The organism is Microcoleus sp. PH2017_28_MFU_U_A, from assembly GCF_020738035.1.
Lineage (GTDB): Bacteria > Cyanobacteriota > Cyanobacteriia > Cyanobacteriales > Microcoleaceae > Microcoleus.
In genome coordinates this window covers 87,923-101,318 of the sequence record NZ_JAEQCX010000027.1, presented here as the reverse complement: position 1 = coordinate 101,318, position 13,396 = coordinate 87,923, and the positions used below count along the sequence as shown (strand labels likewise).

7 protein-coding genes are annotated in these 13,396 nt (G+C 46.8%); 2 read left to right on the top strand and 5 right to left on the bottom strand.

Going from position 1 to position 13,396, the window contains the following annotated elements; genetic code table 11:
• Positions 1–31: 31 nt before the first annotated feature.
• Positions 32–997 carry an N-acetylglucosamine kinase gene (locus tag JGK14_RS03760; protein ID WP_293178418.1) on the bottom strand — a complete coding sequence of 322 codons (966 nt, stop codon included), beginning with the start codon at positions 995–997 and terminating at the stop codon, positions 32–34.
• Between the two features lie 76 nt (positions 998–1,073).
• On the bottom strand, positions 1,074–1,430 hold the full coding sequence (locus tag JGK14_RS03755) for a zinc ribbon domain-containing protein (RefSeq protein ID WP_293178492.1): 357 nt from the start codon (positions 1,428–1,430) through the stop codon (positions 1,074–1,076).
• Between the two features lie 216 nt (positions 1,431–1,646).
• Between JGK14_RS03755 and JGK14_RS03750 the strand changes: the two genes are divergently transcribed.
• Together JGK14_RS03750 and JGK14_RS03745 are read left to right on the top strand one after the other, a co-directional pair.
• On the top strand, positions 1,647–1,973 hold the full coding sequence (locus JGK14_RS03750; protein ID WP_265235356.1) for a phasin family protein: 327 nt from the start codon (positions 1,647–1,649) through the stop codon (positions 1,971–1,973).
• Between the two features lie 256 nt (positions 1,974–2,229).
• Positions 2,230–2,835 (top strand): FKBP-type peptidyl-prolyl cis-trans isomerase, encoded by a 606-nt coding sequence (locus tag JGK14_RS03745; RefSeq protein WP_293207258.1) that lies wholly within the window; start codon positions 2,230–2,232, stop codon positions 2,833–2,835.
• A 198-nt stretch (positions 2,836–3,033) separates the two neighbouring features.
• Here JGK14_RS03745 and JGK14_RS03740 read toward each other — a convergent pair whose 3' ends face one another.
• The 3 genes from JGK14_RS03740 to JGK14_RS03730 form a co-directional block, all read right to left on the bottom strand.
• Complete coding sequence (locus JGK14_RS03740; RefSeq protein ID WP_293193354.1) at positions 3,034–7,137, bottom strand: replicative DNA helicase; 4,104 nt, start codon at positions 7,135–7,137, stop codon at positions 3,034–3,036.
• Between the two features lie 277 nt (positions 7,138–7,414).
• Positions 7,415–7,873: a 50S ribosomal protein L9 gene (rplI, locus tag JGK14_RS03735; RefSeq protein ID WP_293127513.1), complete on the bottom strand. Its 459-nt coding sequence runs from the start codon at positions 7,871–7,873 to the stop codon at positions 7,415–7,417.
• A gap of 350 nt (positions 7,874–8,223) precedes the next feature.
• Positions 8,224–13,317: a PAS domain-containing protein gene (locus tag JGK14_RS03730; RefSeq protein WP_293219286.1), complete on the bottom strand. Its 5,094-nt coding sequence runs from the start codon at positions 13,315–13,317 to the stop codon at positions 8,224–8,226.
• Positions 13,318–13,396: the final 79 nt, after the last annotated feature.

Below are 13,396 nucleotides of genomic sequence, written 5' to 3'. Positions count from 1 at the left end.
CTGAAATCCTAGCAGGAAGCGCCGGACGAGCTTAATTCTTGAGAGCGTTTAATGCTAACAACGCTGCACCGAAAGCTGGTTCGGATCGGGGCAAAATTACCTTAGCATTCGGGGCGATCGCACTTATCGCACTTTCAAACCTACCCCGGAAATTAGCTTCTGAACCCCACACACCTCCAATCGTCACAATTTCAAATTCTTCTGTGGGGCTAAACAGCGCTGAAATAGCTGTTTTGGTGGAAAATGTTAATTCTGCCACAGCACGACTAATAATGCCGTCAGCGACGCGATCGCCCTCTGCTGCTGCTCGATCGACAATCGGCGCTAAAGCTGCAATTTCTGTCACTCCCCAACCGCGCCGGTAAACGACTTCTACCAATTCTTCCAGGTTATTTAGACCTAAATGCTGTTGAAATTTTTGGGCCAGCACGGTAAACTCCGAGCGTCCGTCATAGAACTTCAAAGCAGCTTGCAAACCCGCAATCGCGATGTCATATCCGCTACCTTCATCACCTAAAATATATCCCCAACCGCCGACTCGTTTAGTTTTCCCTTGACGGTTTTGCCCGAAAACGATCGAACCAGTTCCAGCAATAACGGCGATACCGACTGGATTGCCGACACCGCCCACAAGTGCGATCGCGCAGTCGCTGCAAATTACGATATTTCTGGGCAAGAGCGATCGGGTTACTGGTAAAGTATTCGTCAACTGCAAGTTCTGCACTACAAATTGCACTATTTCAATATCTTTTGGACGCGCGACGCCTGCTAGTCCCAGACAAATTGCTTCTATGTTGAGATTGCTATTTGGCTCTATTTTAGCGGACAGAACTGCTCGTTCGATTGCCACTTCAATTGATTGTTTTGCTGTCTCGATTCCCTGCGTTTGATAATTTGAGGGCCCTGCTTCCCCCCGTCCCAAAACAACTCTGTTTTCGTCTATTAAGATGCAGATAGTTTTAGTTCCGCCGCCGTCGATGCCGAATACGTAACTCATGGATAATTTAGAGAATGAACCGCATAGCAAGCCCGACATACGCAGATATCTCTATTCTACGCTTGATATAATTAGATTAAATCGACAGGGCAATGCTAATAATAATTAAACCAAATAAAGCCAGCCAAACGACATTTCGCTGACACCAATTTTTGATTGATTGGGGCCAGCCACCACTGATATAACGGCTCGTCTGTGGTACCAGCGGCTCAGCTCGATCGTGATAAAGCGTGCATTCTTTGGCGAAGGGACGCTGCGGGTAGTTGCAGGTGTCGTCTTCGTGGTAAGTACAGGTAGCGCACAGAAATTCTGCGGATGCCGATCGATAAAGCGGGATACCCGGATGACCGAAAGCTTTGAGAGGGGTTTTGCAGTGGGTGCAGGCGATCGCTCGGGAGTCTACAGGTTGGTGACAGCGGGGACACTCAGGCATTGGATAGCAGGGTGATGGGGTAATTTTGTCGGGAGGCTTATTAGCGGGTTTTCCGAACGCCGATTGGCGGGTTAAACTCGCCAGCAGGCTGCTGGATGCTCCAAAATAGAAAGGTAGGTCAGTGCTGATGTAACTAAAATTGTACAAAGGGTTTCGCAGCGACCGCAGGCGACCTGAGCCGATCGGGTATTTTGGGGCAAACAGTAGGAAAAATCTATGGATAACAATAGCAACTTACTCAAACAACTGGTAATGCTGGGCATTGGTACTACATCCTTGGTGGCGGAGAAATTGCAGGAAGCCAGCGAGCAATGGGTCAAAGATGGCAAAATCAATCCCGAGCAAGCCAAAACCTTTGTCGATGACGTGACTGAACATCTCAAGTCCGAGCAGGGCAATTGGGATACGCAGTTGCAGCGCCAACTCCGGAATATGCTGCAAGATATGGGCGTTCCCCGACAGTCGGAAATGGATGAGTTGCGCGGCAGGCTCGATCGTCTCGAACGTCAGATGCGGGATCTAGAAAACCGTAACTGGCGCTAAGTGCGATCGCGCGCTCTCGCTGCGATCTTGTGATAAAATTGTCACCCGAACGCAGAAGGCTCAATCAGGCACTTATGAATGAAAGCAGAAGGTAGAATTACAAAGATTCTGACTTCATACTTTCTTTTGCCTTTAAAATTAACTGGCAGCCGCTATTTTTGGGCGGAAAAGTTCAGATAAAATTTTGTAGTTCTTGTTGTACTAGATGTCTTAGATATCTGAGATATCGCGGTTAAAAGTGTCAGGAGGATTAATTTTGCAAGGAATTCTGGTCAGCTTGGGCGTAATGCTGGTTTGCTTTGTGTTTTTGATAGTCGCTCAAATGAGCGGCTATGTACCTACAGCAGTTGCCTCCGAAGTGAATAATCCTGTAACCGATGCTGCGCTTGAGATACTCTCAGCGAAGTCTTTCACTGAAGATAGCTTGCTAGTAGCTGATGCTAATTTACCAAAAGAACCAGCTACTATTGCTGGCAATAACATGACTGGAAATACAGAGAAAACTGAAAATACTGAGAAAACTGTTACCACAGGTTCAGGTCTGAAATATGTTGAATTGAAAGAAGGTAATGGGGCGACTCCAAAAATCGGTCAGACGGTTGTAGTGCACTACACTGGCACTTTGGAGGATGGCACGAAATTTGATAGTTCGCGCGATCGCAATTCTCCTTTTCAGTTCAAAATTGGCGTCGGTCAAGTAATTAAGGGTTGGGATGAAGGTGTCGGTACAATGAAAGTTGGAGAACGCCGCAAGTTGATTATTCCGCCTGAATTAGGTTATGGTGCTCGCGGTGCGGGCGGGGTGATTCCTCCTAATGCTACGCTGATTTTTGATGTGGAATTATTGAAAATCGCTGGCTAGGTAGCTTAACTTAACTAAGCGTAAAACTTTGACGGTGTGGAGAAACCCGGTTTTTTTAAGAAACCGGGTTTCTGTGTAAATCCTGGTTGATTTAAGTAAATTGACCTAATTAAACGTAAAATATCGATCGCGCTCAAGCTTGCTGTGTGTTCCTTCTTCCTTCTTCCTTCTTCCTTCTTCCTTCTTCCTTCTTCCTTCTTAAGAGCGCTTCGGAGATGCGAGATTGCGGAAGGAGGTATATTGAGCGTCAAATAATAGTTTGATGATTCCTGTGGGGCCGTTTCTGTGTTTGGTGATGATTACTTCGGCAATTCCGCGATCGGGCGAATCAGGGTTATAGTATTCATCACGGTAAAGCATAATTACTAAGTCGGCGTCTTGCTCGATCGAATTATGGGCATATAAACCTTGTGTGGCAAAGCTTTCAAGATTTTCGACTGTTATATCGTAAACCATTTCTTCACCACAAAAATCAATTTTCTTCACCTTATCCCAATAGATATCGCTAACAGCTAGCTTGCATATCTCTTCGGCATCCAAAATATTCCCTAACTGATGTGTGCGTTCTCGACCAATATCACATTTGTAATCCGTTGTGGCTGAATAACGCATACCCAAGCAATCTTGCATCTGTTTGATGGTTAAACCAAGGCGTTTTTGGGCAAGATTGACTTGAGTTCGCCAAAGTTCATTCGGAATTAAATCCCGATTTGTCTTCCCACATTCAGAATTATTGAGATATACTTTCACATCTTCTAAACTGGATTTTTTATAATTACCAACTGCACCGATTACATTCGCAAATATTTCTATATCTGACTTTCCTCCCAACCAAACTTGATATTGTGTACGTCCTTTTCCACCTTGAGAAACAACTCTGACAGCCGCATTGATGTTCAGTCTAAGCAACAGAGAACGGACTCCTCTGGCTAACTTCTCGCTACTAGAGGCATAATAAATAGCTGGATAAAGACATTTCTTCCCTTTAGCCGGTTTGATACAACCATCAGTTGCCCATAGGTGTCGAAGGAAAAGAGCGATCGATTCTTGGGGTTGGGTAAATACTAAACTGGGAATAAATTTTTCATGGGAACGTAAACCAAAGACTTCTAATTGTTCTAGCCATTTAGTAATCGGATTTTTAATATTGGGAGCGAGATGATAACTAGCAGGGAGATAAACTTGATACCAATCACGTTCGCGTTTGATACGGGAATTAATTTCATCACCAAATACTTCTGTAGCCAAATGTGCAACTAATTCAGCTAAATCTAATTCTCGCGTCGTGTACTGAATACTATGTCGGGGTAAAGTACAACCATCACCAATTAAATGTCCTAGTAAAGCTAATTCAGCATTACCCATCGTCTGCACTTCAGTACAAGGAATAGATCGAGGTATAGCAATCCGATCGCCTATTTTTAATTCATCTAAACGCTTCCAACCATCTGATGCAAAGAACTTATGATTGCCTGTTGCTTTAATTGAATTTCCCAAGCTAGTTGTCATCTCCCAGACTGGCTTTACCCCTGTACAAAAAGCATTAGTCACTATCGCTTTTTCCTGTTTCAGGGTATGTGAATTTAATCCCCAAACAGCAAAGCCAGATTTACCGACCAAATCGCGAATCGGGACTTCTAATCCACTATCAGCCATAGTAACTAAACTATCACCACTCAGACATCCACTTTCCCGTAAATCCGACATCATCGGCCGCTTATTTGTCCTGGCTTCCACACTTCGACTCAACTGAGACAAAGCAATAATCGGCACGTTGATCTCGCGGGCTAAACCTTTGAGACTTCTTGTAATTCGAGATAATTCTTGCACGCGGTTGTCGCTGCTACCTTCCATTAATTGCAGGTAATCTAGCAAGATTAATCCGAGAGATCCGCCTTGTTCTGCTTGGAGGCGGCGGACTTTGGAGCGAATCTCCATCACGGTAATATTAGGAGTATCATCAATAAACAGCGGTAGTTCTGATAAGTTACCAATGGCTGTACTGATGGGTTCCCATTCATTTTGACTGATTCTGCCCGATCGCAACCTATTACTTTCTATTTTGGCTTCACTGGACAGAATACGCTGCACTAGCTGTTCTTTCGACATTTCCAAGCTAAAAACGGCAACCGGTAATTTTTGCCCTCCGGCGGCGATGTGGTGCGCGATGTTGGTACAAAAGGCCGTATTGTGAACGCAGATATCATTAGCCACAAAATTGTGTGTCTCCGGGATAGTTAAGTCATAGACTTGCTTGTTTCCCATCGGTTCGATCGAAACTATTTCATCCCAGTAAACCTCGCTATCTGCCAGTTGTTTCAGCCACGAATTATTTAAAGCAGTTGCTAAAACCAAAAGTCTTTGCCTGGACAGCGCACGTTGACCAACGTGAATATTGGAATAACCTTTGATGCCTGCGCGTTTTGCTAAGGATGCCCAAGATTCGTTGCCTTTGGCTAATGCTATGTATTCCCAAACCTCGACAGGAATTAAATCACGGTTATTGTGAGATTTTTTGTTTTCTAGTGCTTCTTTAACTTTAAACAATGCTTCTTCTTTGCCAAAAATGCCAATCTCTGATATAAATATTTTGATAGATATAGCATCAGTAATATCTATAAACCAAGCTGGATTACGAGTATTTTTATATTTAACTAAACGTTTTTTGAGGGCGGCAATGATGCCAAATCTCAGCAGTAGATGCTGTACGTGTCTAGCTAGTCCTTCGCTGACAGAACAGTAGCCTAGTTGAGATTGACCGCTGGTAAGTAGGGTAGCCCAGCCGTCAGTGGAAAAGAGGCGGTTGAGGAAAAGGGCAATTTGCGATCGCTCCAATCTAAAAACTATGTCTGGTACTGTTTTCTGGTGAGCATTTTTTCCCATCAGACCTAATTCTTCTAACCAGTATCTCAGCGGGTTTTGATGCAAGGTATTAATAGCCTCCATTCCCGGGCCGGCTAGTTTTTTGGGAGCGACATCTAAAGTTTCACAGATGCGACTAAATAATTTTTGCTTTGGGAATGCCAATCCTAGCACCCAATCCGAGGCTAAATCGGGTGAAACCTTCAATATTTTAGCAAATTCTTTAACATACAAATGTTGTTCTTTAAGGACTTTTTGCAAATTCAGACCAAAGAAAGATATTTTGTCTTTGTAACTGTCTCGATCGCCCATGACGTAATATTCTGGTGCGCGTCTCCCTTGATCGTTGTATCGCAGCCTAAGACCTCCGAAGCTAGTAGCAGCCTTAGCAAAGTCTTCTAGTATAGCAGTATTTCCATTGGTGAAGTGCGGCGCGCTGCGTGTCAAACACCCATCGCCAATTAGATAAGCCAATAACTTAACTTCACAGTCACGAATGGTTTCTTTACCAAAAACATCCATCCTGCGGGGTACAGCAATTTTATCGCCTGCTTGTATTTCCCCCAACTGCCGCCAACCCTTAATTGTTAAAAATGGGTGTGTAATTGTAGTTTCTATAAAGCGTCCCAATCTGGTTGTGACGCGAAATACAGGCTTAATTCCATCATCTATAAAAGCAGATGGTCTAGTTAGATGAAACTTCCAATCTTTTCCTAAAGTTAGTAATTCAGCTTGACGTTTTTGATAGATTTCTTCAATGGTAGCAAGGCTTCCATCGCTTTGAAGCGTTATGGTAGAGCTTGCTTGGCATTTGCCCATTGCCGGCCTGGCAGCAACGATGATTAAATCCGATCGCTGAAAGCCGCCTGTCATGGCATCTAAATCATAAAAACCGCACGGAATACCGGGAAGCGTGAGGCCTTCATTGCGATTTTCTAAGTCTTGAAATGTTTGGTTTAGGGTTTCGCCGATCGATACTAAATCTTGTTGCGGGCGGTCTTGAGTGATGCCGAAAACTTCTTGTTCGGCACGGTCTAAGACTGTTTCTAGTGGCGCTGATGTCTCGTAACCTAATTGTACTATGTTGTTGCCCGCTTCGATCAATCGGCGCCGCTGATATTTGTCTTCGACTAAAGCTGCATATTGGTCGATGTTGACTGCTGAAACTGTGCGATCGACTAATTGTGCTAATTTAGTTAATCCTCCGACTTGTTCTAACTGGTTGCGATCCGTCAGCCAAGTCGTTACGGTCATTAAATCCGTCGGTTGACCTTGCAAAAATAGCCCTAATGCCGATCGATAAATGACTTGATGAGCGGTGATGGCAAAAAACTCTGGTCGCAAGATTTCAGAAATTCGGGAAATAGCTTCGGGGTCGATTAAAATCCCGCCCAAAATTGCTTCCTCTGCCTCTATATTTGTCGGCATCAAATCGCTCATTAGTCAATAGTTATTGGTTATTGGTTATTGGTTATTGGTTATTGGTTATTGGTTATTGGTTAGTGGTTATTGGTTAGTGGTTATTGGTTATTGGTTAGTGGTTAGTGGTTATTGGTTAGTGGTTAGTGGAAAAACAAATGACAATGCCCTATGCCCTATGCCCTATGCCCTATGCCCAATTCCCTATGCCCAATTCCCTATGCCCAATTCCCTATGCCCAATTCCCTATGCCCTATGCCCAATTCCCAATTCCCAATTCCCAATTCCCAATACCAAATTACATCGGGACAACTTGAACATCAACTTCGGCGGTAACTTCTGCGTGGAGTTTGATTTCAGCTTTGTATGTACCAGTGCCGCGAATTTCGGGCAGGGTGATGCCGCGCCGATCGACTTCTTGACTGGTAGAGTTGAAGATCAGCTCTGCTACTTCTTGGTTGGTGACTGTACCAAAAATCGCGTCTCCTTCGCCGACTTGCTTGGAGATGATGAAAGGCCCGGCTGCTTCCAGGGCGGTTTTGCGGACTTCGGCTTGCTGCTTGAGCTCTAGCTGGCGCAGTCTTTCTTCTTCTCTGCGGCGGGCTGCTTGCTTGAGAATGCCGGGAGTGGCTTTAAATCCCATTCCTTGGGGTACTAGGTAGTTGCGGGCGTAGCCTGGGGCTACTTCTACTACGTCGCCAGCTTTGCCGAGTTTGCTGACATCTTTGTTTAAAACTAATTGGACGCGCTTGGCCATGATCGTTGATTGTGGGGTTTTAACTGCAACTTTCTATAATAGCGAAGTTTGACGGGCGATCGCAAGGGAGAAGGAAGAGTTGGCAGTTGGCAGTTGGCAGTTGGCAGTTGGCAGTTGGCAGTTGGCAGTTGACAGGACTAAGAGTCCTTCTTAATCAGGTTCGTAGTAAGGACGAAGAGTCTTCTCCGATTTCTGCACCACCTTCGCTGTAGACGGATGAATGCACCAAAAATGATATCTCATCCTTATTCCGTGGGACTTCTGTCAACTGTCAACCGTCAACCCTTCGACGGATCTGACTGACAAGCTGTCAACTGTCAACTGTCAACTGTCAACTGACTGCGAACCTATTATGGGTTTTTTAGCTTTGGGCCGATCGCCCGCGCTACTGTAGCAACTAACTGGGTTGGATCGATCGGCTTAGATAAGTGCTTTTGAAATCCGGCTTGCAAAACTTGACGCTCGTTGGCTTCTCCAGCATAGGCTGTTAGGGCGATCGCCACTAGCCCCCGATACTCGGGCGCGAGCTGAGTGCGGATGTGACGGATCAGCATATACCCGTCCATCTCGGGCATTCCGATGTCGCTGACGATCAGATCCGGTGCAGTTTGGGCGATCGACAGCAGCACCTCAGCAGCAGATGACAGGGAAATCACCTCTGCACCCGCGTCCTCTAGCACGAAGGCGACAAAATCGCGCGAGTCCGGCTCATCATCTACTACCAAAATTCTCAATCCAGCGAGCGGCAAAGATGAAAGATTGGCACTCTCAGATGAATGACGTTCTGTCTCATCCTGCGTTCTAGAATCATCATTTAATAGCGGTAATCTCACCGTAAACGTCGCTCCTTGACCTTCTCCGGGGCTTTCTGCAAACACCCTTCCGCCGTGAAGTTCAATCAGTTGGCGGACGATCGCCAATCCCAATCCCAAACCGCCAAATTTGCGAGTTGTGGCGCCGTCTTCTTGTCGGAAATGCTCGAAAACATAGGGCAAGAAATCGGGAATAATCCCTTTACCCGTGTCTGAAACTTGAATTTGAACTTCGTGTGCGATTTGCGCTAATTTAACTTCTACTCGACCGCCTTCGGGCGTGAATTTCACCGCGTTAGATAACAAGTTCCACACAATTTGCTGCAAGCGACCTGTATCGCCGACAACGAGTCCGATATCTGGATTTAAGATTGTTTGAATTTGAATCTTTTTAGCTTCGGCTGCTAGTTGCACGGTTTCCAAAGCAGACAAGATAATGGTGCCGACATTCACCGGAGCAACATTCAATCTGAGTTTTCCTTGCAGAATCCGAGACACGTCGAGCAAGTCTTCGATTAATTGAGATTGCAGTCGGGCGTTGCGTTCGATCGTCTCGAAGGCTTGGGCGGTTTTAGCCGCGCTCAGTTTGCCGCCGAGCAGCAGTTGCGACCAGCCTAAAATCGGATTTAAGGGCGATCGCAACTCGTGAGAAAGCACCGCCAAAAACTCGTCTTTAATCCGGTTAGCTCGTTCGGCTTCCGCGCGCGCCGTTTGTTCCAATTGCAGAACCATATCGCGCTCGGTTTCCACTTGTTTGCGCTCTGTAATGTCGATCGCAGAACCGATATAACCCTCAAATTGTCCGCTGTCGGTAAATCTGGGAGCCGCCGCATCCAGCGCCCAAGAATATCCGCCATCTTTGCGCCCCAAGCGAAATTCCATGCTGTAATGTTCCTGGCGTTCGTTGGCCCTCAAAAATCCGTTAAGGGCGTATTCTCGGTCTTCTGGATGCACCGCGTTTATCCAACCAAATCCCAAACCTGTTTCCTCAGTTTGACCTGTGAATTCATACCAGTTGTCGCTCAAGAAAGTGCAGTAGCCTGTAGAGTCTGTTACCCAGACCATAAATGGAGCGTTGTTAGCCATATAGCGGAATCGCTGTTCGCTCTCTTGCAGCGCGGCTTCTGATTGTTTGCGTTCTGTGATATCCCGACAGACAATCACTCCGCCTGTGATTTCTCTGCTGGTATCAACTACCGGATAACCGCTGATACTGATCCAGCGATCTTCGCAATCTTGGTGGCGGACAAATATCGCTACATCATTGACATATTCACCTTTGATTGCTCTGGTTAGAGGTAGTTCCTCCTCGGGGAAAAGGGTTTTTTGGTCTGGCAAAAATAGTCCGTAGGTGCTCGACCATTCCTGAGAGGATTTTTCATTGGTTAGCTGACCGAATATTCTCACGGCGGCGCGGTTAAACAGCACAAACTCCCCTTGTTGGTTGGCGAGAATCAAACCGTCACCAATGCTGTCTATAATTACTTGGAGTAACTTCGTTTTTTCTTGCAGTGCGACTTCGGCTCGCTTGCGTTTTGTGATGTCGTTGGAGATGCCAATCAAGCCGATTACTTCTCCGGCTTCGTTGCGGTAGGGAGCTTTCATTCCCAGAAAAGTCCGAACGCCATCGGGAGATTCTTCGACGATTTCTGTTTGACCGGATTCCATAATCCGCCGATCGTTTTCCGAGACTGTGGCTCCCAGTTCTGCTACTGCGTATAAATCGCGATCGCGCCGGCCAATTACTTCAGCAGCAGGTTTTCCCAGCGCCTCCAGGGTGGCTGGATTGGCATAAATAATACATCCTTGTCGATCTTTAACAAAAATTGGCGTGGGCGCTGACTCGTTAATTACGTTCAAAATTGCATTTTTTTGCCGCAGTTCTTCTTCTGTGCGTTTGCGATCGCCAATATCGCTCCAATAAGCCGTAAGTCCATCGGCTGCTGGATAGACGCTGACTTCTATATACCTTTGAAGCGACGGCGAAAACTCTTCAAACTTGACAGAAACTTGCTCGGAAACGACTCGATGAAATTCTTGATACAGCCTTGAGTTGGATTCTGCTTCGGCGGGGAATATCTCCCAGATCGATCGACCTAACAAGTCGTTTCTCGATCGCACCAGAAGTTTTTCAGCAGTGGCATTAACGTAGGTATAGCGCCATTGTGCATCGATCGCGATAAAGGCATCGGTAATACTTTCGATAATATTGCTGACTTGCTGGTTTGCCAATTGCAGCGCGAGTTCAGCGTTTTTGCGATCGGTGATTACTTCGGAAAAAATCATGATCCCGCCAATCTCACCGCTGTTGGTTCGCCAAGGGTGAATTTCCCAGCGCACCCAGTCTATCGAACCATCAGCGCGGGGAAACGGATCTTCTGGACACATTTCGACTGCTCCCGCCAGACAGCGCTGGTGGATTTGTCTCCAACGATCGGACAATTCTGGAAATATCTCGTAGTGCGATCGACCTACAATGTTTTGAGCGCCCAGCCCGTAACTTTCCAGCCAGCGATCGCTCACCAGCATATACCGCATCTGGCGGTCAAACATCGCCACCCCCGCAGGCGAATGTTTGACGAACAGCCGCAGTTGCTCTGACTGTTCCCGCAGGCGATTTTCCGCCTGTTTGCGATCGCTGATGTCTTTGAAAAGTATGGCGACTTTGCGGCTCTGGGGCTCGCTCGTGCGGAACGCTGAAACCTCAAACCAGCGGTTCATGGCTTCGGAGCCGTGTTCAAAGCTCGCTGGTTCGCCTGTCAGCGCAACTTTGCCGTAGATCTCGAACCAATAATTTTCGAGTTCTGGAACGAGCTGCCGCGCAGTTTTGCCCGCAGCTTGTACGAGTCCGGTTTGTTTCTCAAAGGCCGGATTGATTTCCAAAAAGCGGTAATCGATCGGCTTTTGGTTGTCGTCAAACAGTATTTGGATGACGCAAAAGCCTTCGTCTAGGGACTCAAACAAAGTGCGGTAGCGTTCCTCAGAGTCGCGCAAAGCTGCCTCCGCTCGTTTGCGATCGCTAATATCCACAAACGCCGAGACACAGCCGCAGACTGCGCCCTGTGCGTCAAATAACGGCACCGCATTCATCAACCAATCAAACGTCGCCCCATCCGATCGCACCATTTGAAATTCCGCATCTCGCAATTCGGCACCCGAAGCCGCCGCCCGCTGCATTGGGTGCTCTTCTGGCGGGATTTCCTGGCCGTTGCTAAGCAGTCTGAAGGGAAGGAGTGCGGCTTCGTCTCCGCTTGCAGAAACATTGGCATCCGGCCGCACTGTTAGCATCGACTGAGCAAACCTGTTAGTGCGAATTACATTACACTCTGGATCGTGGGCGATCGCGATCCCGACGGGTACAGCATCAAATATTGATTGCAGTTCGTTAACTCTGCGCTGTAGTTCCTGGTTGAGCCGTTGAATTTCTTTTTTGCGAGCTTTGCGATCGGTAATTTCGTACACTGTCACATTCACGCCCAACACGCGATCGTCCTGGGCTTTCAGCGGATAGAGACTCAACAGCCAACTACGTTCTACTCCCGGCTGCGCTGAGTTTTCCCCGTGAATTTCGAGCTGTTCGACGGGAACTTTAGTGGCTATAACTTCTCGGTAAAGCGGCTCTAAATCATCAGCTTGTTGCGGCAAGATTTCGCGCAATGTTTTACCGATGTGGGCGGCGGCGGGAACTCCGTTAATTTCTGCGAGGCGCGAGTTGATGCGGACAAATCGCAAGTCGGTATCGATAAAGCAAAGTCCGATCGGCGCGCTAGCATAAATTGCCTCGATTTCTGCTAGTTGTTGGTGCGCCGTTTGCCCTTGTTTAATAAAAGCAGCCCGATCGGCTTTCTGCTCGGTAACATCTTGAAAATAAACGGCAATTCCCGATGCGATCGGATAAGCTCGTACCGCATACCAAGCATTGAGCGGCCCATAAAAAGATTCAAAACTAACTGTAACTTGCTCTGTGGCGCAGCGGCGAAATTCCTGATCGAACAAACTGCCCGCAGACTCGGGAAACTCTTCCCAAACGGTGTTGCCGATCAAATCTTTCGAGAGTCGATTTATCCACCGCGCCGCTTGAGAATTAACGTAGGTAAACCGCCAGTTTCGATCCAAAGCAAAGAACCCGTCGGAAATACTTTCGAGGGTGTCTGACTGTTGTTGGGCGGGCGCGTCACCGACGAATCTTGGCCCAGGTTGACCGATTTCTATAAAGGTGGTAACTACGGCGTAGGGAGTCGATCGATCTCCCTGAAATAAAGGTTGAGAATTGATCTTCAACCAAATCAATTCTCCCTGTGGTTGATAGAAGCCCATGATGACATTTGAGCAGGGTTTCCCGGTTTGCAGCGCCACCATAGACGGGTGCATCTCCCCAGGAAAATCCGAGCCATCTTCACGCAGAGTCTGCCACGGACAGTTGATGGAAGTGTTTCCCTGCATTTGTTCTGCTGTCATCCCCAACAGTTTCTCGGCGCGAGAATTGCACGCCTGAATGCTGCCGTCTGCCAATTGCAGAACCATCCCTACATCTGTTTGCAAAGCTGCACTCGGGTTGAGTGCTTTGTTAGAATCCTCTGAAACAGAGGAGTCTATTTTCGCTTGGGGTTCAGTATTGCCTAGATTTTTCATCTTTTAACAAAGATCGTTTTACTTGTGGCAAAGCTAATCGTACTCATCAATTATATATAAGGAAATAATCACAAAAACT